Origin of the sequence: Streptomyces odontotermitis, assembly GCF_050510915.1 — a bacterium.
GTDB lineage: Bacteria > Actinomycetota > Actinomycetes > Streptomycetales > Streptomycetaceae > Streptomyces.
On record NZ_JBNJLS010000002.1, the window covers coordinates 143551 to 168210 of the forward strand.

A 24660-nucleotide genomic window follows, 5' to 3' on the forward strand; every position below is an offset into this window, starting at 1 on the left:
CGTCCGCCCGTCCGGTCGCACCGATTTACGAGCGGTGCCCCCGGTGCCATGTTGGGCCCAGGGGGTGGAACCCATGGCGCAGACCCACGAGTGGATGTTCTACGAGGTCATGTGGCGCGGCTGGGCGGGCAGGGCGCGGGTGCCCTATCCGGTTCCGTGGTGGGCCCAGCAGGCGTTCCGGCGGTGGAGCGACGACTTCGACGCCGGCACGTACGACTCCAAGGAGGCGGCGTTCGCCTCGAACGCGCTGTACCGGTACTGGCACATGGTCGGGGTGAAGGACCACCGGCAGGAGTCCCTGATCGGGCAGGCGGGCGAGATCGAGCCGGTCTACGACAAGTACTGTCTGTCCTTCTTCCTCTTCGACCCGGCGACGGGCGCCCTGCATCTGCCGCAGCTCCTGGACGGCGGTGAGGTCGCCCAGCGCGTGGAGGCGGCGCATCTGCCCGTGGTCCTGACGACGTTCCGCACCGCGGACGGCGTGGAGTTCGTGCAGCGCACCTTCGGGACCGCGATCGGGGCGCGGCAGCGGGACCTCGTGGTGACGCGGCTCACCGTGGGCAGCCCGAGCGGGCAGCCGCGCGAGGGCCTGCTGTGTGCGGCCGTCATGCCCGCGGGGCCGAGCGGCTTCCAGCGGCACGACCGCAACGGGCGGGAGATCACCGACCGGCGGCTCACCTATCTGCGGCATCTGACGCAGGAGGCGCGGGTGGAGACCAACAGTGGCTGGGGCCCGGTCTTCGACACCCCGCCGGAGAGCTTCGGGGTGTACGGGAACGGCGAGTTCGGCACCGACCCGGAGCTATATCTGGCGCACAGCCCGTTCCACGACCTCGTCATGAGCGGCAAGCTGAACGGTGCCGTGGAGGCACAGGACCAGGTCGCGGGGCTGTGCAGCGCGGCGTTCGCGTGGCCGTACCGGGTCGTGGGCGACGAGGTGTTCTCGCTGGACGTGCGGCTGCCCGTCGATCTGTACAGCGGCGCCGCCGACCTGGCCGAGCTGCGCGGAACCCCGGCCGATGAACTGGAGTCCGCCAACCGGGCGTTCTGGACGGACAAGCTTCTCGGGCAGGGCGTACAGCCCGAATTCCCGCCTCCCGTCCAGCACTTGGCGGACCACTTCCGGCAGGCCCGCTCGCAGCTGCTCATCCTCTCCGACAATGGTGAGATCCACCCGGGTCCGACCGTGTACGACTCGTTCTGGATCCGGGACTCCTCGGTGGAGGCCACCGCCTGCTCCCTCGTGGGCGACCAGGCGCTCGCCGAGCACCAGTTGGGCACGCACTACCCGCTGAAGTTCAACCGGGGCGGCGGCCGGATCGGGCCGTGCGCCGAGTACGGCTTCTACGGCGGCCCGCACGAGAAGGACGACCGCGAGTGGGACAGCAACGGCCAGGCCCTGTGGGCCATCGGCCGCTTCGACCGCACGCGGGGCCGGGGCGCGGCCTTCGGCGCGAAGATGTACTCGCCGTACGTCGTGGACGCGGCCCGCTGGCTGCGCGACAACCGCGACCCGTACGGGCTGCTGCACAGCGGCTGGAGCGCGGAGCACCTCGGGGAGCGCGACAAGCCGCACTACTGGGACGACTTCTGGGGGCTCGCCGGGCTGTACGAGGCGGCGCGGCTCGCGGAGCGCATCGGCTCCCCCGACGTGCCCGAACTGTGGGGCGCCTTCGACGACTTGAAGGCCGCGACAGCGGCGAGCGTGCGGTGGGTGCTCGACGAGCAGCGCCGGCGCGGGTCGTGGGAGACGTACATCCCGACCGGACCCGGCGACGTCGGGCGGCTCGACTCGACGATGATCGGCACGGCCGCGTACTTCCATCCGCTGCGGCTGCACATGGGCAGCAAGCTGGGCCCCGATGTGGAGCGGGCGGCGCGGTACACGCTCGACACGATGTACGCGCACTTCGTGACCGGCGGTTTCCGCCACGAGGCGGCCTGGAACGCGTACGGCCCCTACCTCACGATGCAGTTGGCGCACGCGTATCTGCTGGCCGGGAACCCGGCGCGGATGGACGCGCTGCTCGGCTGGACCGTCGCGGCCTCGCTGCCGCGCACCGAGGACCGGGCGGTGGCGCTCGGCGCGTGGAACGAGCAGCACGCGTTCCCGATCGCCTCGGACTTCCACGAAGTGCCCGCGCACCACTGGTACATGGGCGACATCCCGCACGGCTGGGCGGCCGCCGAGTATCTGCTCCTGATCCGCGACATCCTGTTCTTCGAGGCGGACGAGGACCACGACCCGCATCTGTACGTGGCCCCGGGCGTCCGCCCGCACTGGGTGCCGGACGGCGAGTCGGTGGCGGTGGCCGGGGCCCCGACCCTGTTCGGCTCGCCGTTCGGCTACCGGCTGCGGCACGACGCGGGCCGGCGGCGCGTCACCGTCGAGATCGGCGAGGCGCCCGGCCAGGTCCGTTACGTGTATCCGTGCCGCTTCGGCACGGTGCGGGCCGCGACGGCGGACGGACGCGCGCTGCCGGTCTCCGGCGACGACGTCCATGTGCCCGCCGGGACGCGGCAGTTCACGGTGGAGTACGACTGACCCCGATGCTCCTCGCGCTGATCCCTACAGCGACGGCCGGCGTCTGAGGGCGTACCGCTCCTTCTCGGAGAGGCCGCCCCAGACGCCGAACCGCTCGTCGTTGGCGAGCGCGTACTCGAGGCAGGCCGTGCGCATCTCGCACAGCTCGCAGATGAGCTTGGCCTCGCGCACCGAGCTGCCGGGCTCGGGGAAGAAGAAGTCGGGGCCGGTCTGCGCGCACAGCGCCTGCTCCTGCCAGGCGGCTTCGGTCACGGTGGTGATGTCGGTCTGCATGCGGCCGATGCTGACAGGGCGGGAAAAACAATCGATCAACGAACGATCAACGCCGCACCGGCTGCCCGAACGGGCCCGCCCCGCTGACCGTACGGGGCCCGCATCGGCGCCCTCGTGCCCGAGTCGGCTCGGGCTTCGCGTCAGGCGCCATGGTGCCCTTGGCAGCCACAGCCCCGCGAGGCGGCGCGCGGAAGATTTTCCGTGAACTCGCTCTGGGAGAACACCGCGAGGAGGGTCGCCTCCTCGGATCCCTGGTTGGTCAGGGTGAGCTCCTTGCCCGCGGGCAGCATCGCGAAGCTGCCGGGCGTCACCGTCTTCGTACCACAGGCACAGGCCGCCTCGACGGTCCCGCTGACGCCGGTCAGGAGCAGCTCGGAGGCGCCGTGGCTGTGCGCGGGTATCACGCCGTCCGCCGGGACGGTGATGCGGACGGCGGCGAGCTCCTTGAAGGGACCGCTCTCCGGGTCGAGGCGCAGCGCGTGGCCGGACTCGCCGGTCGGCCGGGTGGTGTCGAGGGTCATGCCGAACATGGGTGTTCCTTAGGGGAGTTGAGAGGGGTGAGCCTTCGGGAGGGGGACGGGGGGCGGCTCAGGCGGCGACCGCGTGGGCGCGGCGCCGGAGGCGGTTCAGCGGGGTCACGGAGGCGACGGGCTCCGTGGGGGTGGCGCGCGGCCGGGGGAGGTTGTCGACGAAGTCGCTCCGGGTGAGGACGGCGAGGACCGTGGCGGGGCGGTCGGTGCGGTTGGCGAGCGTGAACATCTCGCCGCGCGGCACCATCACGCAGGCGCCGGGCCCGACGCGGACGGTGCCCCGGCCCGGGTCGCCGACCTCCACCTCGCCGGCGACCGAGGTGAGCAGCACCTCCGACTCGTCGTAGGCGTGGGCCTCCAGGTCGGTCTCGGCCAGGAGCTGGATGCGGGCGGCGGCGAGCTCCTTGAAGGGGCCGCCCTGCGGGTCGATGCGGACGACGGGCATGTCGCCGCGGATGTACTGCGTGCCGATGCTGATGGGGAACACGGCGGTCCTCCTTGTGCGGTGCGGGGGGGGGTGGTTCGGGTGTGGTCGTGCGGTTCTGCTGTGGGTCAGGTGGTGGTGCGGAGGTCCGCGCGGCAGAGCTCGGGGCCCACGAAGGGGCGCAGCTCCGCTTCGGTTCCGGTGCCGTCCAGGAGCCCGTCGAGGACGCCCTGGTGGACGGAGCAGATGACCTCGGGGCGGGCGCGGGCCAGGTCGCGGTAGGGGCAGCCGCGCAACAGGACCCTGCGTGTGCCGTCGGGCGCCGGGGCCTCTTCGGGCTCGAAGCCGCTGCGTGCCGCGTGGGCGAAGACGCGGCCCCAGGTGGTGGCGGGGGTGTCGGCCTGTGCCGGTGCCGGTGCGCCCGACGCCACGAGCGCGTGGCCCCAGTCGCGGCCCGCCGCGCGCGCCGCGGGCTTCGCGTCCGCGTGCGCGGCGAGGGCCTCGGCGAGCGCGGCCGCGAGGTCGTGGTCGGCGTGCTCCGCGGGGGCGACGGGTGCGGCAGGTGCGCCGGGGGCGGCGCGGACGGCCACGTAGCGAAGTTTCGGCCGTCCGCGCCCCGGGCCCGCCACCGTGGTGGCCCTGACCAGTCCGGCATCGGCCAGGGAGGCCAGGTGATGCCGGACGGTCGCGGCCGAAAGACCGGTGGCAGCCGCCAGCTCGTCCACGCCGAGCAGGCCGTCCGCCTCCCGCAGCTGGGACATCAGACGCCGTCTGGAAGGAACGGCGAGCGCACGGTGAACGCGCTCGGCGGCTTCGCTGCCCTTACCGGTCATTTCGGTCATGTCATGAATATACGCGACCCCCATCACGTAAATTCCAGAGTCAAAGGTCAGGGACCAAGGGCCCGGGGGCACCCGAGCCCGAAGCCGGGGGCCTGAGCCGGGGCCCACTGCCGGTCCGCGGACCCCAGTGCTCCCTCAGCCCGCGGGCGCTCCCGACGGGTCCGGCTTGATCAGCGCGAAGCGCGCGCCCTGCGGGTCGGCGAGCTTGGCGATGTCGCCCGCCCCGGGGACGCTCATCGGCTCCGCCCGGACCGTGGCCCCGAGCTCCCGGGCCCTGGCCACGGCCGCCGCGCAGTCGTCGACCGCGAAGTACGGCAGCCAATAGGCGCCCGCCTGCTGCTCGATGGGGTCGTCCGCCACGTCGGCGACGCCGCCGAACATGTCGTCCTGGGTGCCCTCGCCCGGATTCACCGTGGTGTACGTGTACTCCTCGCTCATGCGGACCTCGTACGCGTTCCACCCGAAGACCGAGCGGTAGAAGGCGAGCGCCGCCGGGACGTCCGGGGTGTAGAGCTCGCTCCAGGTGAGGGCGCCGGTCTGCTTGATGACGCCGAGGCCGTGGTTGGTGCCGGGCTGCCAGACGGAGAACGGGACGCCCGTCGCGTCCGTGAAACCGGCCATGCGGCCGAGGTCCGCGACGTCCATGATCCCGAACGTGCCGCCGCCACCGGCCTGTTCGACCGCCTTGGCCGTCGCGTCGGCGTCCGGCGTCTTGAAGTACGTCGACCAGGCGGGGGCGCCTTCCTCCGGGGGAACCGTCATGGCGCCCGCGACCGACTGGCCCTCCAGCTTGAACAGGCTGTAGCCGCCGAACTCGGGGGCGCCCTGCTCGAATTCCCAGCCGAGCAGGCCGCCGTAGAACACCGCCGCCGCCTGGAGGTCAGGTGTGCCCAGATCCACCCAGACCGGGGCGCCCGTGAGGTACGTGGGATTGAGCATGATCGACTCCTTTGTCGCATCTCACTTCCGTGCTGAAGAGTCTGGCACTCGGCACTGACAATGGCGTGACCCGCCATTTTGTAAAGGCTCGAAGTTTCTGAGAGCGCTCTCAGTCACAACTCTTGACGGCACTGCGGGCCCTCGGAACAGTGGGGCACCGCAATCCCCACCCCCCCACATCCCCCCACACTCTTCAGGAGTCCTCCGTGATATCGCGCCGCGCATTCCTGACCGCAACGGCCGCCACCGCGGGCGCCCTCTCCTACCCGGCCTGGGGCAGCGCCCTCAGCCCCGGCGCCCAGGCCGCCCCCGCCACCTGTGAACTCGCCCTGCGCAACGCCTCGTTGCCCGGCCAGGTGCACGCCTATGTCACCGGGCACGAACAGGGCACCGACCGCTGGGTGCTGCTCAAGCCCGACGGCGGCGTCTACCGGCCCGACTCCCCCTCGGCCCCGCAGACCCCGCTGCCCGTCGACTGCGCCATCCCGCTCGGCGCCGCGGGCTCGGACCCGAAGGTCCTGACCCTCCCTCAGATGTACGGCGCCCGCGTCTACTTCGTCCGGGACGACAAGCTCGACTTCTTCCTCAACCCCGGCCCGGCCCTCGTGGAGCCCGCCTTCGCCACACCCGAGGACCCCAACTACAAGCGCACGTGGTCGTTCTGCGAGTTCACCTTCAACCCGCAGCAGCTGTACGCCAACATCAGCTACGTCGACCTGGTCACCGCCCTGCCCATCGGGCTGACCCTGGAGGGCGACGCCACGCACACCGTGAAGGCGCTCCCGGACGGCGCCGTCGACAAGATCGCGAGCGACCTCGCCGCGCAGGCCGCGAAGGACGGCCAGCCCTGGGACAAGCTCGTCATCAAGGGCGACGGCGGCGTGCTGCGCGTCATCTCCCCGCAGAACCTCATGGCGCCCTACTTCGGCGACCCCGACCGCATGCCGTTCCGCGACTACTGGAACGCGTACATCGACCAGGTCTGGGAGAAGTACCGCGGCACCGACCTGAAGATCGACCTCCAGGGCGGGCGCGGCGTGCGCACGGGCCGGGTCAGCGGCGACACGCTCACCTTCGACGGCGGCCACACCTTCGCCAAGCCCACCTCGAAGGACATCTTCACCTGCAACCACGGGCCGTTCGCCAACAACCCGAACGACCCCGACGACAAAAAGGGCCTGCTCGCCCGCCTCGCCGCCGGGTTCAACCGGAGCATCATGCTCACCCACCCCGAGCAGCCGAACGGGACGACGTCCGGCGACTACTACAAGGACGCCGTCACCAACCACTGGTCGCGCGTCGTGCACGCCAACTCCCCGATCGGGTACGCATTCCCGTACGACGACGTGCGCCCGGACGGCCAGCCGGACGTGTCGGGGGCGGCGTTCGACGGCAACCCGCGGCGGTTCACGGTGAGCGTGGGCTCGTAAGAGCCCTCGCTACGCGGAGGCGCGGCGCACCAGCGCCGTCGGCAGCACGACGCCTGCGGGTCCGGCACCTTCCTCCGTGCCGGTCCCCCGGCCCCGCCGCAGCAGTTGGGCGGCCATCAACCGGCCCATCTCCTCGATGTCCTGACGGACCGTCGTCAGTGGCGGGTCGGTCTGCTCGGCGACCGGCAGCATGTCGTCGAAGCCGACCACCGCCACGTCCTGCGGCACCCGCCGCCCGTGCTCCCGCAGCACCCGCAGGGCCCCGGCGGCCGAGAGGTCGTTGGCCGCGAACACGGCGTCCAACTCGGGTGCGCGGGCGAGGAGTTCCCGCATCGCGCGCTCGCCGCCCGCCGGGGTGAAGTCGCCGTGCGCGACGAGTCCGGCGGCCGCGTCCCCGACCACGTCGCGGTACCCGTCGAGCCGGTCGGCCGCCGACGTCTGGTCGAGGGCGCCGGTGATGTGGGCGACGCGGGTGCGGCCGAGGGAGACGAGGTGGCGCACGGCCTCGCGGGCGCCGCCGCGGTTGTCGACGTCCACGTAGGAGGGGCCGGCGGCGCCCGTGGCCCCCGTGGCGGTCCCGGTCTCCGTCGTCCAGCCGGGGCGCCCGCCGAACACAGTGGGCACCCCCGCGGCCTCGATGATGGCCGGAAGCGGGTCGTCGAGGTGCAGCGAGAAGACCAGGGCGCCGTCCACGTGGCCGCCCGCGAGATAGCGCCCGACCCGCTCGTGGTCGGCCCTGCCCTCGGTGAGCAGCAGCACAAGCTGGACGTCGCGGGCCGTCAACTCCTTGCTGATGCCGCGCAGTTGGAGAGCGAAGAACGGATCGGCGAAGACCCGGGTCTCCGGCTCCGCGATGACGACGGCGACCGCGTCGTGGCGCCGGGTGACGAGGCTGCGGGCGGCGCGGTTGGGCACGTATCCGAGCTCCTTGACCGCGGCTCTGACCTTTTCCGCGAGCGACTCGCGCACCCCTTCGTCGCCGTTGACGACGCGGGACACGGTGGCCCGGGACACGCCCGCGCGGACGGCCACGGCCTCCAGAGTGGGTCGCTCCTGCGGCACCTGCGGCTCCTCGGCGGCCGGGGACACGGTCGGGCGCCAGCGTAGCGGCAGGAGGCGGACGCCGAGATCGCCCGGCCCGGAGCCGATCGCCGATCCGGGCCCTGGGCCAGGGCCCGCACGCGATCGACGGGGGACCGGCGCGGGACCGGCGCGACGGCGGGAATCGGACAGCGGGGGCGGCGGAGGGTGTCCGGAACGGACATTGTTGCCGGGGCGGGCGTCATGGAGGATTCATGGGGACATTCCGGGGGACGGCGCGGCTGGTGAGGCCGGGGCCCGTGGGCGCGCGCGGGAGCGTGCCCACGAGTGCAGGATCACGGGGAGTGCGACCACGGGGAGTACGAACGGCATGACGCAAGCAGCGCGGATACCGGAGAGCGTCGCACCGGGCCGGGCCCCCGCGGGATCCCAGGCGGTCCAGCGCGCCCTGGACGTCCTGCACTCCTTCCACGACAACGGCCCCGACCTGAGCGCGTCCGAACTGGCCCGCCGCCTCGGCCTGTCCACGTCGACGGCGCACCGGCTCGCCCGCACGCTCGTGAGCGCCGGGTTCCTGGAGCAGGACGCGCGCACGGCCCGCTACCGCCTCGGCCCCACCGTGACCGAGCTGGGCCGCCTCTCGTACCACCAGCGCGGTCTGCATCTGGCCGCTCCCGAACTCGCCGACCTGGCCGAGCGCACCCGCGCGGCGGCCGAACTGGCGCTGCGCAGCGGGCCGCACGCGGTGATCGTGGCGGGCGGCCCGGTCACCCCCGAGGTGGGGCTGCGCCGCCCGCTGCGCTCGACGGCCCTCGGCAAAATCCTGCTGGCCTGGCCGCGCCCGGGTGACGGCGATGCCGCGCCCGTCGCCGAACCGGGCGCCCTGGAGGCGGAGTTGGACGACATCCGTACGGAGGGCCATGCCCACGCCGTCGGTGAGTCGACCCCAGAGACGCGCACCCTCGCGGTCCCCGTGCTCGACCGCAGCGGCCACGCCCGCTTCGCCCTCGCGGTCCGCGCGGCCCCCGAGCTGCTCACCGACGCCAACACCCCGTGGTTCCTGGCCCAGGCCCGCGCCTGCGCCCGCGCCCTGGAGGTGCTGCTCCTGCCGCCGGCGGAGCGCCGGGCCCCGGAGGCGTGAGCACCGCTCCCCGCACCGATCCGCTCACGGCCGCGCGTCGTCGCGCCACCTTTCCGCCTGGTCGCATTCCTTCAGGCGTACGAAGGGAATCCGCCGCCCCGCGGCCCGGAAGCTCTCGGTCGTGCCGTCCGTCTCGAACCCCATGTAGCCGCACAGGACGCGGGCGGCGCGCGGGTGCCGGGGCGCGTAGGCCGCCATGACCTCGCCGCCCTCCTCCGGGGAGAGGAAGCGGGCGGTGACCGCGCGATAGCGGCGCCCCGTCTGGATGGTGGCCCGTGGGGTGTGCCGCAGGTTCTGGTACCACTGGGCCCGGGGCCCGAAGCCGGAGGCGACCGTCCAGGTGCGGTGCTCCGCGTCGTGGGCCACGACCTCGATGACCACGCGCCGCGGCGCACCGGAGCGGCGCCCGGTGTGCACCAGGAGCAGCAGCCGCTTCCCGAACAGCGGCCCGAGCCCCAGCCGGTACGCGTGGACGGGCAGGCGCGCCACGGCCCGCTTCCATCCGGTGAGCGGTTCGGGCCGCCGTACACCGTCATCCGTGCCTGTCGCGGGCTGCTGCGGTTCCTCTGCCATGCCGGCCTCCTCGCCCATGTCGGCCCCCCTCGCCGAAATCCTCGCCGAAAGTCACCCGGGCGCGCCCGGGGAAGGCCCCGTCCCGCCCCTCGGCGGACCCGGGAGCGGCGCGCGGGGAGCGTGGGGGCGGCCCCCTTCGGCCCCGGGCCCGCGCTCCCCGCAGCGGCCCGTCGAAGCCTTCCGGGCATCCGCCCTGACCTGGGCTTTCACCGGATTCCGGTCTACCTTTCGAGGACTGTTCGAGGACTGTTCAAGGACCGCTCGAGGACTGCGAAAGGGGGCCGGATGGACCGGAACATCCGTACGGTCGACGACGTACTGAAGCTCATGGACGAGCTGTTCGCACCGGAGGCCGACCGGTGGACGGACGCGGGGTCCGACTGGTGGGACGCGTTCTACGCGGACCGCTCCAAGGAGGTCCCGTTCTTCGTGGCGAAGCCCGACGAGAGCCTGGTCTCGTACGGGGAGCGCGGGCTCCTGCCCCGAGGGGGACGCGCCCTCGATCTGGGGTGCGGTCCCGGCCGCAACTCCCTCCACCTGGCCGCCCAGGGCTTCGAGGTCGACGCCGTGGACCTGTCCGCCACGGCGGTGGCGTGGGCGCGGGAGCGTGCGGCGGAGGCGGGTGTTCCGGGCGCAGGGGCGGGCGGGATCCGGTTCCTGCACGGGGACGCCTTCGCGATGTCGGCGAGCGGCGCGCCGTCCGGCGACGGCACGCCGTCCGAGGCCGAGCTGGCCGGGCCGTACGACGTGATCTGTGACTCCGGCTGCTTCCACCATCTGCCGCCGCACCGCCGCGTCAGCTATCTCGCCCTGCTGGAGCGGGTCCTGGCACCCGGCGGGGTCCTTGCCCTGAGCTGCTTCGCTGCCGGGGGAATGGGGTCCGAGCTGCCCGACGCCGCCTTCTACGGCGACGCCCGCCTGCACGGAGGGCTCGCCTACACGCCCGAGTCGCTGCGCTGGATCTTCTCCGGCCTGAGCGAGGTGGAGCTGCGCCGCATGCGCGACGAGGGGCCCGCGTCGGAGCGGTTCGGCGAGCCCTTCCTCTGGGCGGCTCTCTTCCGGCGCGAAAGCCCTCAAGGACGCTGACGTTCCACGGGGGGCCTGCCTTCAGTCGTCGTGGCGCGCCCTGCTCGGCTGGACCCGCTTCGGCTCCCCCGGCATCTTCGGGTACTCCGGGGGATACGGCAGATCGCCGAGGCCCCGGTCGTGCTCGTCGCGGTCGGCGAGTGCAAGGAGGGCGTCGAGGTCGTACGCCTTCTTCTCCATGTCGGCGTGCACGTCGCCGAGCCGGGCGTAGCGGGCGGGCATCGTGGCGATGTCGAAGTCCTCCGGCACGGCGTCGTCGAGCTCGTCCCAGCGCAGCGGGGCCGAGACGGGGGCGTGCGGGCGGGCGCGCACCGAGTACGCGGAGGCGATGGTGCGGTCGCGGGCCGTCTGGTTGTAGTCGACGAAGATGCGTCTCCCCCGCTCCTCCTTCCACCACGCGGTCGTCACCGCGTCCGGCATGCGCCGCTCCAGCTCCCGGCCGCAGGCGATCGCCGCGCGCCGCACCTCGGTGAAGGTCCAGCGCGGCGCGATGGGCACGAAGACGTGCAGTCCGCGCCCGCCGGACGTCTTCGGCCAGCCCTTGAGGCCGCCGAACTCCTCCAGTACGGCGGCGAGTTCATGGGCCGCGCGGACCGCGTCGGCGTAGTCGGTGCCCGGCTGCGGATCGAGGTCGAGGCGGAGCTCGTCGGGGTGGTCGGGGTCGTCGCGCCGGACCGGCCAGGGGTGGAAGGTGAGGGTGCCGTACTGGGCGGCCCAGATGACGGCGGCCACCTCGGTGGGGCAGATCTCGTCGGCGGTGCGGCCGCTGGGGAAGGCGATGGTGCCGGTGGGGATCCAGTCGGGGAGGTTCTTGGGGGCGCGCTTCTGGTAGAAGGACTCGCCGCTCACTCCGTCCGGGTAGCGCTCCAGGGTCGTGGGCCGGTCCTTCAGGGCGCGCACGATGCCGTCGCCGACCGCCAGGTAGTACTGGGCGAGGTCGAGCTTGGTGAACCCGCGCTCCGGAAAGAAGACCTTGTCCGGGCTGGACAGGCGCACCGTCCGCTCCCCCGCCTCCAGCTCCACCGCAGCACCCATGCGCACCACGCTAGGCGCAACGAACAGACAGCGCATACCGGGACAGAGCAGCCCAAGAAATCGGGCGATACCTACCGATACGACAGAGAATCAGAGCATGGATCTGCCGGTGATGCCGCCCGTGAAGCCCATGCTCGCCAAGCCCGTGGCGAAGATCCCGCCGGACATGCAGTACGAGGCGAAGTGGGACGGGTTCCGGGCGGTCGTCTTCCGTGACGGCGACGAGATCGAGCTCGGCAGCCGCACGGGCAAGCCCCTGACCCGCTACTTCCCCGAGCTGGTCGCGGCCCTGCGGGAGCGGCTGCCCACGCGCTGTGTGCTGGACGGCGAGATCGTGATCGCCCGGGACGGACGGCTCGACTTCGACGCGCTCACCGAACGCATCCACCCCGCCGAGTCCCGCGTGACCCTGCTCGCCGAGCGCACCCCGGCGTCCTTCGTCGCCTTCGACCTGCTGGCCCTCGGCGACGCGTCCCTGCTCGACGTCCCCCTGGGCGACCGCCGCGCCCGCCTGGTGACGGCCCTCTCCGACGCCACGGCGCCCGTCCACGTCGCCCCGGCGACCACCGACCGCGACGTGGCGCAGCGGTGGTTCGAGGAGTTCGAGGGCGCGGGCCTCGACGGGGTCATCGCCAAGCCGCTCGACCTGCTGTACCGGCAGAACGAACGCCTCATGTTCAAGATCAAGCACGAGCGCACCGCGGACTGCGTGGTGGCGGGCTACCGCTTCCACAAGAGCGGCCCCGTCGTGGGCTCGCTGCTGCTCGGCCTCCACGACGACCGGGGCACCCTCCAACACGTGGGCGTCTGCGCGGCGTTCCCGATGAAGCGCCGCGCGGAGCTGGTGGCGGAGCTGGAGCCGCTGCGCATGGAGTCGGCGGCGGGCCACCCCTGGGCGGCGTGGACGGACGAGTCCGCGCACGCCTCGGCCCGCATGCCCGGCGCGCCCAGCCGCTGGTCCGGCAAGAAGGACCTGTCATGGGTGCCGCTGAAGCCGGAGCGGGTCTGCGAGGTGGCCTACGACCACATGGAGGGCGGGCAGCGCTTCCGGCACACCGCCCGCTTCCGCACCTGGCGCCCGGACCGGACTCCGGAGAGCTGCACGTACGCGCAGCTGGAGGAGCCGGTCCGGTACGACCTCGGCGAGATCCTCGGCTGAGCCCGTCCGCCGGATCCGGTCAGGGGCTCAGCGGTTCAGCGGCTCTGGGGCTCTGGGGCTCTGGGGCTCTGGGGCTCAGCGGGGCACCTTCTCCCAGCTCTCGTCCGGCTTTCCGTTGCAGGTGTACTGGATCAGCTGCGTGCCCTTCGTGGCCGTCGAGCCGATGGCCAGGCACTTGCCGGAGTAGACGTTGCGCAGAGTCTTGGCGCCGTCGTCGTACCACCACTTCTCGTCGACCGCGCCGTTGCAGGTGTACTGGATCACCTTGGCGCTGTTCGTGAGCTTGGAGCCGACGCCCATGCACTTGCCCGAGTATTCGTTCCGTACGAAATAGGCCGTCTTCCCGTTCGCGTCCTTCGTGTTCTCGAACACCCAGCGCTCGTCACGGGCGTTGGTGCAGCCCCACTGGATGACCGGTGCGCCGTTCCCGATCTTGCTGGCGCCGCCCGCGCACAGGGCGCTGTAGGAGTTGCGCAGGTAGACGCTGTGGTCGGCGGCCCTGGGCTTGAGCGAGAAGACGACGTTGTTGCCGATGTCCTCGTTGATGCCCCAGAGGCGGCCGGAGGACGGCGCGTACGACAGGTTCTGCGTCAGGCTCGGCGAGCGGGTCAGGACGGTGGGGACCTCGCCGGGCTTCGCCTGGTAGATGCAGGAGTACGAGTGGCGGTCGGTCGGGTCGGCGTCGCCCATGTAGCCGGCGGGGCACTGCGCCGACAGGTAGTAGTGGGTGCCGTCCGTGGCGACGCCCTGCAACTGCCGTACGGGCGCCTTGAATCCACCGGTCGCGGTGGTCGAGCCGATCGTGTCGCCGTTGTCCGCGCGCGGCAGGGCGGTGTCCGGGTTCAGCGGCCACCTGGCCACCTGGGCGACCGGGCCCGTGTCGGCCTTGTAGTACTCGCCGGACACGAGGTGGTCCACGCCGCCGCTGCGGTCCAGGCTCAAGGAGCCGAGGCACGCGCGCTTGTCGCTGGGCCCGGGAGGGCAGTAGCGCGCGTTCTTGCCGGGCTCGATCTGGTAGCGGCCGACCATGGGCAGCGCCCACTGGTGCCAACGGGCCGAGGCGACACCGTCCTTGATGCCGGTCCGCCCCTCGCTCGTGCCCATCTTCCACAAGTACTGGAAGTCGTAGACCTGCAGTTCGTTGCCGTTGGCCACGAAGAGCTTGTTGCCGTACCAGACCATGCCGTCGCCGTGGACGTTGGTGACCGGCTTGAAGTCGGCGCCGGCCCCGGAGCCCGTCGGCTGCACCAGCAGCACGTGGCCGTAGCTCCAGTCCTTGCCGGTCGAGTCGAGGAGGGAGATCCTGCCGAACTGGTCCTGCGCCGTCGCATCTCCGTAGAGCCAGCTCGCCACGTACAGGTGACGGCCGTCGACCGTGCCGCCCGGCTGTGCGTCGTGCGAGGCGGTCAGGCCCTGGGGCCGCCAACCGCCCTTGTCCGAGTAGGAGTTGGTGGTGCTGTCGGTCTCGTCCCAGCAGAAGCCGTTGTACTGGAACGTGCCGTTGATGCCCGTGGTGTGGCACAGGGGGCGGCCCGCGTGCTGCCGCGAGAGCGCGACGGACGCGGGCGTCACCTTCTTCACCGCGCCGGACTTCTCCACGCCGCGGATCGCGTCGCCGTACGCGTCGTAGTCCTTGGCGCGGTCGATCTTGAGGTGGAAGTTGCCGTACGTGCTCTTGGACAGCGGGGTCAGCGGGCCCTCCGCGGCGTCCCCTCCGGCCGCCGCGGCGGGTCCCGCGGCGACCAGCGCGAGCGCGGCCGCGACAAGGGCCATCAGCGCGGCGAGCACCGCACGGGGAGCTCCGGCCCATTTCCTCGATTTCACAGATTCCACGATCAAAGACCCTAACTTGCCCCACTGACAGCCAGGCCGAGCCCCAGACCCCGGCGCACCTCACGCCCCCACGCCCCCGCACCCCATCGGACGCTTTCGCGCCAACCTTGGCCGGTGATCGCGTCCGCCTTCCGCCCCATCGGCGCCGACCGTAAGCTCCGCGCCTGATACGGCAGTTACCTCGGGTAAGGGGACGGGAGCATGGGTCGTACGGAGCAGGGGAGCACCACGCGGCGGAGCTTCGTCGCGGGTGCGGCCGCGGTCGGGGGGGCGGCGGCACTCGGGGTGGGAGCGGGGGCGCAGCCGGCGACGGCGGCGACACGGGAGAGCGCCCGACAGGCGGGCGGCGGGCGGCAGTCGGTGGCCGTCCTCGGCGGCGGCGTGGCCGGACTCACGGCCGCGCACGAGCTCGTCGAGCGCGGCTTCGCCGTCACCGTCTACGAGCGCCGGGCGCTCGGCGGCAAGGCGCGCAGCATGGACGTGCCGGAGAGCGCCAGGGGCAACCGCAAGCCGCTGCCCGGTGAGCACGGGTTCCGGTTCATCCCGGGGATCTACCACAACCTCCCCGACACGATGCGCCGCATCCCCTTCCCGGGGAACGCCCACGGCGTCTGGGACAACCTGATCGCGCCGCCGGAGATGATGTTCGCGCGGACCGGGCGCGAGGACCTGCGCGCCCCGATCCCCTGGAAGGACGGCACGCCGCCCGATCTGACGCCGGACGACATCGCCCGCGCGCTCACCGGGTTCATCCAGACCCTCACCAACCTCCCGGCGCACGAGACCGCGTACTTCGTCAATCGCGGCCTGGTCTTCCTCACCAGCTGCGACGAGCGCCGCAACGACCAGTGGGAGTCGACTCCTTGGTGGGACTTCACCAAGGCGGCGAAGATGTCGCAGGACTACCAGCGCATCCTCGCCATCGGCGTCACCCGCAACATCGTGGCGACCAAGGCGGAGGAGGCCAGCACCCGCACGGTGGGCACACTCGGCGAGGCGTTCGTCTTCAACCTGCTCGGCCAGGGCGCGGACGGACCGCCCGACCGGATCCTCAACCTGCCCACCAACGAGGCGTGGATCGACCCGTGGGTGACCCATCTGAAGTCGCTCGGCGTGGAGTTCAGGATCGGGTGGACCGTGCGCGAACTGGGCTTCGGCGGGGGCCGGATCACCAAGACCGTGATCGAGGACCCCGACGGCGTACGCCGGGACGTCGTCGCCGACCACTATGTGCAGGCCATGCCGGTGGAGCACGCGCGCGAGACGTGGAGCGCCGAACTGAAGGCGGCGGACCCGCAGTTGGCGCGCTGCGACAAGCTGGAGACGGACTGGATGACCGGCATCCAGTTCTATCTCACCGAGTCGCCGGACACCGTGGACGGCCACTTCAACTGCATCGACTCGCCGTGGTCGCTCACCGCCATCGCACAGGCGAGGCACTGGAAGGGCCGCGACTTCCCCAAGGACTACGGCGACGGCACCGCCGTGGACTGCCTGTCGGTGGACATCTCCGAGTGGGACAAGAAGGGGATCCTGTACGGCAAGACGGCCAAGCAGTGCACGCGCGAGGAAGTCGCCAAGGAGGTGTGGGCGCAGCTGAAGGCCGCGCTCAACGACACCGGAAAGACGGTCCTGCGCGACAGCACGCTGCACTCCTGGTTCCTGGACCCTGGCGTGGACGGCATCGGCACCCCGCACCCCACCAACGAGGACCAGCTCCTGATCCACCCGGTGGGCACTCTCCACAACCGCCCCTCCTCCGCCACGAAGATCCCGAACCTCTTCCTGTCAGGTGACTACGTGGCCGTCGACATCGACCTGGCGACCATGGAGGGCGCCAACGCCTCGGCCCGCCAGGCGGTCAACGCCCTGCTCGACCAAGTGGGTTCGGACGCGGCGCGGTGCACGGTGACGCCGCTGCACCGGATCCCCGCGATCGAGGCCCTCAAGCGCCACGACCGCGTCCGCTACAAGCTGGGCCTGCCGAACGCCCTCGACCTGGGCTGAACCGACGTGCGGGGCCGGGGCCGAGGCCGGGCCGCACGCATGGGCAGGGCTGAACCAACCGCCTTTCGGGGTAAGCCACTTCCCATGAGGCTTCGCAGCACGGCTCTGGCGACGGTGGCGGCCCTCGCCTTCCTGGCACCCGCCTGCACGCTGAGCGGCGGCACGCACCCGGACGGGGACGTGCCGCCGACCGGCCCCGGGCAGCGCGGCCGGGTGCTCGCCGTGAAGATCGACAACGTCGGCCCGGCGCGCCCCCAGACCGGGCTCGGCGCCGCGGACGTGGTGTACGCGGAGCAGGTGGAGGCGGGTCTCAGCCGCCTGATGGCGGTGTACGCGACGCGCGTGCCGCCCGTCGTGGGCCCGGTGCGCAGCGCGCGCGAGACGGACCTGGAGCTGCTGCGCCAGTTCGGGAGTCCGACGCTCGCCTACTCCGGCGCCCAGTCGAAGCTGCACCCCCTGATCGAGTCGGCGCCCTTGCGCGCGCTGCCGCCCGGCAAGGCCCCCGCCGACGCCTACTACCGCGGCACGGCCAAGCCCGCGCCGCACAACCTCTTCCTGCGTCCTGCCGCCCTGAAGTCCGACCCGGGCGCGGGCGGCCTCGCCGACACCGGCTTCCGCTTCGGCCCGCGCCCGGCCGGCGGCACCCCGAAGACCCGGGCCACGGTCCGCTTCCCCGCGGCCCGCTTCACATTCGACTGGGTGGAGTACGAAGGGCGTTGGCGGGTCTCGATGGACGGGCGGCGAGCGCGCACGACGGACAGCGGCGAACTCGCCCCGGCGACCGTCGTCATCCAGTACGTGACGGTGCGCCAGTCCCGCTTCCACGACCGCTCGGGCAACAACTCCCCCTTCTCCCAGACGGTCGGCTCGGGCCGGGCCCAGGTGCTGCGCGACGGCCGCGCCTACGACGCCCGCTGGGACCGTCCCGCGCCGGACGACGGCACCAGCTTCACGACGCGGGACGGCGAGCCGCTGCCGTTCGCGAAGGGGCAGGTGTGGGTGGTGTTCGCGAAGGCGTGACGCGGCGCGGACTCCGTCGGTGAGGGCGGACTCGGCCGGTGAAGGGTGGACTCGGCCGGTGAAGGGCGGGCTCAGCCGGTGAGGGCCGTGGTGTCGGGGTCGCGCAGCCCCTCCGCCGCGTCGGCCACCCGCTGGATCAGCTCGAAGAACACGGTCTGTTCGGCGGTGGAGAGCGGAGCGAGGAAGATCTGGTTCATCCGGGCGGTGCGCACCGTCAGCCTGCGGTGGGTGCGCCTGCCCTCGGCGGTGAGCCGCAGCGAGAAGCGGCGGCCGTCGTCCGGGTCGCGCACCTTGTCGAGCAGCTCGCGCCGGGTGAGGCGGCCGACGACCTCGGCGACGGTCGAGCGGTCCAGGCCCACGCGCTCGCCGACCGTGCGCTGATCGAGGCCCGGCTCGGCCACGAGGGTGTTCAGGACGGCGAACTGCGGCGAGGTGATCTCCTCGGAGACCATCGTGTTCCACAGCAGGTAGTGCGCCTGCTGCAGTCGCCGGGCCAGGTGCCCGGGGTGGGTGCTGAGGTCCACGGCGGCGGCCACGACGGCCCTCCTTTTCGTTGGTGCACGGAACGATACCCCCTCTTGACGGGCCAACTATCAAGTGACAGCGTGCTGAACGGTTCAATCAAATCGTCAGTGCACTGACTACTTATTGAGGTGCTGCACGGATGGACAAGGTGGTGTCCACGGCCGCGGAGGCGGTGGCCGACATCGGCGAGGGAGCCACGCTCGCGGTCGGCGGGTTCGGCCTCAGCGGCGTCCCCGACGTACTGATCGCGGCGCTGCACGCGCGCGGCGTCGGCGGCCTCGGCGTGGTGTCGAACAACTGCGGGGCCATGGACGCGGGTCTCGCGGTGCTCCTGTCCGCGGGCCGCATCGCGCGCGTGACCGGCTCGTACATCGGCGCCAACAAGGAGTTCGCCCGCCAGTACCTGGCCGGGGAGCTGGAGGTCGAGCTGATCCCGCAGGGCACGCTCGCGGAGCGGCTGCGGGCCGGGGGCTGCGGGATCCCCGCGTTCTACACCCCGGCCGGGGTCGGCACACAGGTCGCCGAGGGCGGACTGCCCTGGCGGTACGACGGCCAAGGCGAGGTCGCGCTCGCCTCACCGCCCAAGGAGGTGCGGGAGTTCGACGGCACCGAGTACGTGCTCGAGCACGGCATCCGCACCGACTTCGCCCTGGTGCGCGCGGCGCGGGGCGACCGGCACGGCAACCTCGTCTTCGCCAGGTCGAGCCGCAACTTCAACCCCCTTGCGGCGATGGCGGGCCGGGTCACCCTCGCGGAGGTGGAGGAGCTGGTCGAGCCCGGCGTCCTCGACCCGGACGAAGTGCATCTGCCGGGGATCTTCGTGCAGCGGGTGCTTGCGCTGACGCCCGAGCAGGCGGCGGACAAGCGGATCGAGCGGCGGACGGTCTCGGCGGTTCCCGCCGCGGCGCCCCCGGCCGGGACGGCTGCGGCGCCCACGAAGGAGAGGACGGTGAGGGCCTGATGGCCTGGACCCGCGAGGAGATGGCCGCGCGCGCGGCGCGGGAGCTGCGCGACGGCCAGTACGTGAACCTGGGCATCGGCCTGCCCACCCTCATCCCCAACCACCTGCCCCCGGGCGTCGAGGTGGTCCTGGAGTCGGAGAACGGCATCCTCGGCGTGGGCCCCTACCCCACCGAGGACCAGGTGGACCCCGACCTGATCAACGCGGGCAAGGAGACCGTCACGGCCCTGCCCGGCGCTTCCTGTTTCGACTCGGCGCTCTCCTTCGGGATGATCCGCGGCGGCCACATCGACGTCGCCGTGCTGGGCGCGATGCAGGTCTCCGCGCGCGGGGACCTCGCCAACTGGGCCGTACCGGGAAAGCTCGTCACCGGGATCGGCGGCGCGATGGACCTGGTGCACGGGGCCCGCACGGTCATCGTGACGATGACGCACACCGCGAAGGACGGCTCTCCGAAGCTGGTCGAGGAGTGCGACCTGCCGCTGACCGGACGCGCGTGCGTGGACCGGGTCATCACCGACCTCGGCGTCCTGGACGTGGTCGCGGGCGAGGGGCTGGTGCTCGTGGAGTGTGCGCCGGGGGTGAGCGTGGCGGATGTCCTCGCGAGGACGGCGGCTCGGGTGCGGGTCTCCGTAGAGGGCGATTTCGGGGGTGATTTCGGGGGCGGCGCCTCCGTGGAGGACGTATTCGGCGGCGATGTCTCCGAAGAGAACGGCTCCCGGGGTGCCGCCTCCGAAGAGGGCGGCTCCCGCGATGCCACCTCCGAAGAGAACGGCTCCCGCGATGCCACCTCCGAAGAGAACGGCTCCCGCGATGCCACCTCCGAAGAGAACGGCTCCCGGGGTGCCGCCTCCGAAGAAGCCCGCCACTCATCCTCCGTCCACGAAGGGAGCCCCCAGCTGTGACCGTTCCCACCACTCCCCTGCCCGAGGGCCTGGGCCAGCAGGCGATCGACGACGAGGTGGCCAAGGTGGAGGCCGCCGCCCCGGCCGGGCGCCCGCACCCGCCGCGCGACTACCCGCCGTACCGCAGCAGCCACTTGCGCCACCCCCACCAGCCCCTCGTTCCGCTGCGGGACCCCGAGGCGGTGGAGCTGACGGGACCCGCCTTCGGGGTCACGGACGTCACCGCCCTGGACCGGGACCTGACGCGCCAGCACCCGGGCGAGCCGCTCGGGGAGCGCATCACCGTGTCCGGGCGGGTCCTGGACCGCCAAGGACGCCCGGTGCGCGGCCAGTTGGTGGAGCTGTGGCAGGCCAACGCCTCCGGCCGGTACGCCCACCAGCTCGACCAGCACCCCGCGCCCCTCGACCCGAACTTCACCGGGTTCGGCCGCTGCCTCACCGACGACGAGGGCCACTACGCCTTCACCACGATCAAGCCGGGCGCCTACCCGTGGCGCAACCACGTCAACGCCTGGCGGCCCGCGCACATCCACTTCTCGCTCTTCGGCTCGGCGTTCACGCAGCGCCTCGTCACGCAGATGTACTTCCCCGGGGACCCGCTCTTCCCGTACGACCCGGTGCTGCGCTCCGTCACCGACGCCTCCGCGCGCGAGCGCCTCGTCGCCGCCTACGACCACGACCTGTCCGTCCCGGAGTGGTCGCTCGGCTACCGCTGGGACATCGTCCTCGACGGCCCGTCCGCGACCCTCTTCGAGGAAGGCGAGCACCACTGATGCCGTACGTCCCCGCTCCCCCCACCCCCTCCCAGACCGTCGGCCCCTTCTACGGGTACGCGCTGCCCTTCCCGCGCGGCGGTGAGGTCGCCCCGGCCGGCCACCCGGACACCATCACGCTGCACGGGTACGTGTACGACGGCGCCGGAACTCCCGTACCGGACGCGCTCATAGAGACCTGGCAGCCGGGCCCCGACGGCTCGCGTGCGGGGGCGCCCGGCTCGCTGCGGCACGACCCCGTCACGGGGCGGGTCGTCGGCCGGGACGGCGTCGCGTTCACCGGCTTCGGCCGGGTGCCCACGGACGCGGACGGGCACTGGGCGGTGCGCACACTGCCCCCGGGCGGCTGCTCGTACATCGCGGTGGCCGTCTTCGCACGCGGGCTGCTGCATCACCTGTACACGCGCGCGTACGTGGTGGACGAACCAGGAGACGCGCTGCTGGCCTCCCTCCCTCCGGAGCGCCGCGCGACGCTCGTCACCCGCCCGGAGCCGCTGCGCGCGTACCGCTTCGACATCCGCCTCCAGGGTGCGGACGAGACGGTCTTCCTGGAGTTCCCGTGAGCACCGGGGCGGTGATGAGCGGCGGGCTCCTCGGCCCCGGCTGGGCGGGGTCGGCAGCCGACGCCGCGACGGCCGATCCCGCCTTCCTCCAGGCCCTGTTGGACGCGGAGGCGGCCCTGACGCGCGCCCAGGCGGCGGTCGGGAGCGCCCCCGCGCAGGCCGCGCGGGCGGTCACCGAGGCGGCCGACGCCACCCGCTTCGACGCCCGCGACCTCGCGCTCCGCGCGCGGGACGGCGGCAACCCGGTGATCCCGCTGGTCGCCGACCTCACGACGGCGGTCCCGGCCGAGGCGGCCCCGTATGTGCACCGGGGGGCGACGAGCCAGGACATCGTCGACACGGCCCTGATGCTCGTCGCGCACCGTGTCCTCGGCCCGGTCCTCGCGGACCTGGCCCGCACGGAACAGGCCCTGGCCCGGCTCGCCGCCCGCCACCGGGACACCCCGATGCCCGGCCGCACGCTCACGCAGCACGCGGTGCCCACGACCTTCGGGCTGAAGGCGGCGGGCTGGCGCTCCCTGGTCCTGGACGCCCGGGACCGGCTGACGGCGGTGCGGGACGCTCTGCCGGTGCAACTGGGGGGTGCGGCAGGGACGTTGGCGGCCTTCGAGGCGTACGGGACGTCCGCGGCGCACCGAATTTCCGAGGGGCACGGGAGTCTTGAGGCAGACGAGAGTCTTGAGGTGCACGGGAGCCTTGAGGCAGACGAGTGCCTTGAGGTATCCGGGAGTACCGTGCCCGACGGCGGCGGCGTGCGCGGCACGGACCTCCTCGCCGCCTACGCCCGCGAACTCCCCCTCGCCGAGCCCGCCCTGCCCTGGCACACGCTCCGTACGCCCGTCGCGGACCTCGCCGCCGCTCTGGCGTTCACCGCGGGCGCCCTCGGCAAGACGGCCGCGGACGTGCTCACCCTCTCCCGTACGGAGATCGCGGAACTGTCCGAGGGCACCGGCGGCGGCTCCTCCGCGATGCCGCACAAGGCGAACCCCGTCGGCGCCGCCCTCATCGCCGCGGCCGCGCGCCGGGCCCCGCTCCTGGCCGCCATCCTCCAGGGCTCGCTCGTCGCGGAGGACGAACGCCCGCCGGGTGCCTGGCACGCCGAGTGGGAGCCGCTGCGCGACCTGCTGCGCCTCGTCGGCGGCGCGGCGCAGACGGCCGCGGGACTCGCCGAGGGCCTCCAGGTGCACGCCGACGTGATGCGCGAACACCTGGACCTCACCCACGGGCTGATCGTCTCGGAGCGGCTGGTGGCGGAGCTCGCGCCGGTCCTCGGCCGGGCGCGGGCCAAGGACGTGGTGGCCACGGCCGCGCGCAGGGTGCGCGCCGAGGGCACGCCGCTGATGGAGGCGCTCACCGGTGCGCCGGAGCTCGCGCACGAGGACCTCACACACCTGGACCTCGCCGCACTCACCGACCCCACCCACTACACCGGCGCGGCGGGAGCACTCACCGACCGCGCCCTGGAGCGACGTTGACCGTGCTGCCCCGTCTGCCCTGCCTGCCCCACCACCACGCCCAGGGCCCGGCCACGGCCCCGCCCCTGCTCCTCGGCCCCTCGCTGGGCACCTCCACGGCCCTCTGGGACGCCGTCGCACCCCAACTGGCCCCCGCCCACCGGGTGGTGTGCTGGGACCTCCCCGGCCACGGCGGGTCGCGGGCGGACCTGATCACCGCCGGGGCGACGGTCGCCGACCTCGCCGCCCTGGTTCTCGCGCTCGCCGACGACCTGGGCCTGGCGCGCTTCGTGTACGCGGGGGTCTCGCTGGGCGGTGCCGTGGGCCTGTACCTGGCCGCCCACCACCCCGAGCGCGTCACCCGGCTCGCGGTGCTCTGCTCGTCGGCGCACTTCGGCGGCGAGGCGCCCTGGCGGGACCGTGCCGCGACCGTACGCGCCGAGGGCCTGGACGCCCTCGCGGACTCGGCGCCCACGCGCTGGTTCACGCCCGGCTTCCCCGAGGAGCAACCCGCGCGCGTGGAGCGCCTGGTGGCGGACACCCGCTCAGCCGACCCCGGGGCCTACGCGGCCTGTTGCGACGCCCTGGCCGCGTACGACATCAGGAAGTCGCTGCCGACGATCACCGCGCCGACGCTCGTCGTCGGTGGCGACCAGGACCCCGCGACGCCCCCCGCCCACGCGCGCGAGCTCGCCGCCGAGATCCCCGGCGCCCGCCTCACCCGCCTCCCGGACGCGGCACATCTGGCCCCGGCGGAACGCCCCGAGGCGGTGGCGGCGGCGCTGCGCGCCCACTTCACGATCACGCCCTGATCCGGACGGACGATCACGAACTGATGCGGACGGACAATCACGCACTGATCCAGGAGGCGATCTCGTCGGCCGTCGCGACGCGCGCGAAACCCTTGCGCAGGACGGCGAGTTCGGGCTCCTGCCGGGACTCGTCGTCGGTGGCGGTGACGTCGGAGCCGACCACGACGTGGTAGCCGCGCTCGTACGCCTGGCGGGCCGTGGTGCCGCAGCAGTAGTTGGTGAGCGTGCCCGTGACGACGACGGTGTCGCGGCCCAGGTTGCGCAGGATGGTGTCCAGCGGAGTGTCGTAGAAGGCTCCGTAGGACGGCTTGCGGATGAGCACCTCGTCGGGCCGGTGCCCCAACTCGCTCCACACCCGGGCGGCTTCAGGGCGCCGCCAGTCCGTGTCCCCGTGGGGGAGGTGGCGCAGCGCGTGCGGCCGGTCGAGCCCGAGGTGGGTGTCGTCGAAGACGGTCCAGACGACGGGGACGCCCGCCGCCCGGCAGGCGTCGACGAGCCGCCGCAGCCGGGGCACCATGCGCGTCGCACCCGGCACCCAGAAGGGGCTCCAGCCGGGCCGGACGAACTCGTCCTGCATGTCGACGACAAGGAGCGCCGTGCGCCCGGCGTCCACTTCGAAGTCCGCGCATCCGCCCTCATACGCGGCACGCGCGCGTGCCGTCACCCACTCCTCGGTGTAGCGCATGACCGACCCCTTCCCCTGACCACTCTTCGAGTCACCTCTATTCGAGGCATGAGAAGGCAGAGAGTAGCAGGAGGGAATGATCAAGGCTGAGCGGGGAGTTGAGG

Annotated in this window: 22 protein-coding genes and 2 pseudogenes; 13 read left to right on the plus strand and 11 right to left on the minus strand. The window is 72.7% G+C overall.

Annotation, left to right across the window (positions count from 1 at the left end; translation table 11 throughout):
• Positions 1-73 precede the first annotated feature (73 nt).
• Positions 74-2545, plus strand: coding sequence for a prenyltransferase/squalene oxidase repeat-containing protein (locus tag ACQB60_RS06800; RefSeq protein WP_496924908.1), 2472 nt, complete (start codon positions 74-76; stop codon positions 2543-2545).
• A gap of 24 nt (positions 2546-2569) precedes the next feature.
• On the opposite strand, the gene ACQB60_RS06805 is transcribed toward ACQB60_RS06800, so the two are convergent.
• The 5 genes from ACQB60_RS06805 to ACQB60_RS06825 all read right to left on the minus strand — a co-directional run bounded on the left by ACQB60_RS06805 (position 2570) and on the right by ACQB60_RS06825 (position 5553).
• Positions 2570-2818, minus strand: coding sequence for a WhiB family transcriptional regulator (locus ACQB60_RS06805; RefSeq protein WP_496924909.1), 249 nt, complete (start codon positions 2816-2818; stop codon positions 2570-2572).
• Positions 2819-2958: 140 nt separating this feature from the next.
• Positions 2959-3348, minus strand: coding sequence for a cupin domain-containing protein (locus ACQB60_RS06810; protein WP_496924910.1), 390 nt, complete (start codon positions 3346-3348; stop codon positions 2959-2961).
• 58 nt (positions 3349-3406) lie between these two features.
• Entirely contained in the window at positions 3407-3835 is a 429-nt protein-coding gene (locus tag ACQB60_RS06815; protein ID WP_496924911.1) for a hypothetical protein, read from the minus strand.
• A gap of 65 nt (positions 3836-3900) precedes the next feature.
• Positions 3901-4614: a helix-turn-helix transcriptional regulator gene (locus ACQB60_RS06820; RefSeq protein WP_496924912.1), complete on the minus strand. Its 714-nt coding sequence runs from the start codon at positions 4612-4614 to the stop codon at positions 3901-3903.
• Positions 4615-4749: 135 nt separating this feature from the next.
• On the minus strand, positions 4750-5553 hold the full coding sequence (locus tag ACQB60_RS06825) for a VOC family protein (RefSeq protein ID WP_496924913.1): 804 nt from the start codon (positions 5551-5553) through the stop codon (positions 4750-4752).
• 206 nt (positions 5554-5759) lie between these two features.
• On the opposite strand from ACQB60_RS06825, the gene ACQB60_RS06830 reads away from it, so the two are divergent.
• Positions 5760-6983: a glycoside hydrolase family 64 protein gene (locus tag ACQB60_RS06830; RefSeq protein ID WP_496924914.1), complete on the plus strand. Its 1224-nt coding sequence runs from the start codon at positions 5760-5762 to the stop codon at positions 6981-6983.
• A 9-nt stretch (positions 6984-6992) separates the two neighbouring features.
• Here the strand turns inward: ACQB60_RS06830 and ACQB60_RS06835 are convergent, their stop codons facing one another.
• Positions 6993-8045 carry a LacI family DNA-binding transcriptional regulator gene (locus ACQB60_RS06835; protein ID WP_496924915.1) on the minus strand — a complete coding sequence of 351 codons (1053 nt, stop codon included), beginning with the start codon at positions 8043-8045 and terminating at the stop codon, positions 6993-6995.
• A gap of 349 nt (positions 8046-8394) precedes the next feature.
• Here ACQB60_RS06835 and ACQB60_RS06840 point away from each other — a divergent pair, with 349 nt between their 5' ends.
• A complete protein-coding gene (locus ACQB60_RS06840; RefSeq protein WP_496924916.1) occupies positions 8395-9165 on the plus strand; it encodes an IclR family transcriptional regulator in 771 nt (256 codons plus the stop codon).
• Positions 9166-9189: 24 nt separating this feature from the next.
• On the opposite strand, the gene ACQB60_RS06845 is transcribed toward ACQB60_RS06840, so the two are convergent.
• The gene (locus ACQB60_RS06845; protein ID WP_496924917.1) at positions 9190-9738 is read right to left on the minus strand and encodes a nitroreductase family deazaflavin-dependent oxidoreductase; all 549 of its coding nucleotides are present in this window, start codon (positions 9736-9738) and stop codon (positions 9190-9192) included.
• Between the two features lie 285 nt (positions 9739-10023).
• Between ACQB60_RS06845 and ACQB60_RS06850 the strand changes: the two genes are divergently transcribed.
• Positions 10024-10824 (plus strand): class I SAM-dependent methyltransferase, encoded by an 801-nt coding sequence (locus ACQB60_RS06850; protein ID WP_496924918.1) that lies wholly within the window; start codon positions 10024-10026, stop codon positions 10822-10824.
• Between the two features lie 21 nt (positions 10825-10845).
• Here ACQB60_RS06850 and ligD read toward each other — a convergent pair whose 3' ends face one another.
• On the minus strand, positions 10846-11859 hold the full coding sequence (gene ligD / locus ACQB60_RS06855) for a non-homologous end-joining DNA ligase (RefSeq protein ID WP_496924919.1): 1014 nt from the start codon (positions 11857-11859) through the stop codon (positions 10846-10848).
• Positions 11860-11956: 97 nt separating this feature from the next.
• On the opposite strand from ligD, the gene ACQB60_RS06860 reads away from it, so the two are divergent.
• Positions 11957-13018 (plus strand): ATP-dependent DNA ligase, encoded by a 1062-nt coding sequence (locus tag ACQB60_RS06860; RefSeq protein WP_496924920.1) that lies wholly within the window; start codon positions 11957-11959, stop codon positions 13016-13018.
• Between the two features lie 75 nt (positions 13019-13093).
• On the opposite strand, the gene ACQB60_RS06865 is transcribed toward ACQB60_RS06860, so the two are convergent.
• Complete coding sequence (locus ACQB60_RS06865; RefSeq protein WP_496924921.1) at positions 13094-14842, minus strand: RICIN domain-containing protein; 1749 nt, start codon at positions 14840-14842, stop codon at positions 13094-13096.
• A 210-nt stretch (positions 14843-15052) separates the two neighbouring features.
• On the opposite strand from ACQB60_RS06865, the gene ACQB60_RS06870 reads away from it, so the two are divergent.
• Complete coding sequence (locus tag ACQB60_RS06870) at positions 15053-16858, plus strand: hydroxysqualene dehydroxylase (RefSeq protein WP_496924922.1); 1806 nt, start codon at positions 15053-15055, stop codon at positions 16856-16858.
• Positions 16859-16942: 84 nt separating this feature from the next.
• A complete protein-coding gene (locus ACQB60_RS06875; protein WP_496924923.1) occupies positions 16943-17878 on the plus strand; it encodes a DUF3048 domain-containing protein in 936 nt (311 codons plus the stop codon).
• A 71-nt stretch (positions 17879-17949) separates the two neighbouring features.
• Here the strand turns inward: ACQB60_RS06875 and ACQB60_RS06880 are convergent, their stop codons facing one another.
• Complete coding sequence (locus ACQB60_RS06880) at positions 17950-18414, minus strand: MarR family winged helix-turn-helix transcriptional regulator (protein WP_496924924.1); 465 nt, start codon at positions 18412-18414, stop codon at positions 17950-17952.
• A 128-nt stretch (positions 18415-18542) separates the two neighbouring features.
• Here ACQB60_RS06880 and ACQB60_RS06885 point away from each other — a divergent pair, with 128 nt between their 5' ends.
• The 6 genes and pseudogenes from ACQB60_RS06885 to pcaD form a co-directional block, all read left to right on the plus strand.
• Positions 18543-19364: a CoA transferase subunit A gene (locus tag ACQB60_RS06885; RefSeq protein WP_496924925.1), complete on the plus strand. Its 822-nt coding sequence runs from the start codon at positions 18543-18545 to the stop codon at positions 19362-19364.
• A pseudogene (locus ACQB60_RS06890) lies at positions 19364-19996 on the plus strand (CoA transferase subunit B); the annotation flags it as partial. The gene ACQB60_RS06885 and the pseudogene ACQB60_RS06890, both read left to right, overlap by 1 nt.
• Positions 19997-20298: 302 nt before the next feature.
• Complete coding sequence (gene pcaH, locus ACQB60_RS06895; protein ID WP_496925624.1) at positions 20299-21042, plus strand: protocatechuate 3,4-dioxygenase subunit beta; 744 nt, start codon at positions 20299-20301, stop codon at positions 21040-21042.
• Entirely contained in the window at positions 21042-21605 is a 564-nt protein-coding gene (pcaG, locus tag ACQB60_RS06900) for a protocatechuate 3,4-dioxygenase subunit alpha (RefSeq protein ID WP_496924926.1), read from the plus strand. Before pcaH ends, pcaG begins: the two co-directional genes overlap by 1 nt.
• A gap of 14 nt (positions 21606-21619) precedes the next feature.
• Positions 21620-23080, plus strand: a complete 1461-nt coding sequence (locus ACQB60_RS06905) for a class-II fumarase/aspartase family protein (RefSeq protein WP_496925625.1) — start codon at positions 21620-21622, stop codon at positions 23078-23080.
• A gap of 14 nt (positions 23081-23094) precedes the next feature.
• Positions 23095-23856, plus strand: a pseudogene (pcaD, locus tag ACQB60_RS06910) (3-oxoadipate enol-lactonase); the annotation flags it as partial.
• Positions 23857-23908: 52 nt separating this feature from the next.
• Here pcaD and ACQB60_RS06915 read toward each other — a convergent pair.
• Positions 23909-24556, minus strand: a complete 648-nt coding sequence (locus ACQB60_RS06915) for a cysteine hydrolase family protein (RefSeq protein WP_496924927.1) — start codon at positions 24554-24556, stop codon at positions 23909-23911.
• Positions 24557-24660: the final 104 nt, after the last annotated feature.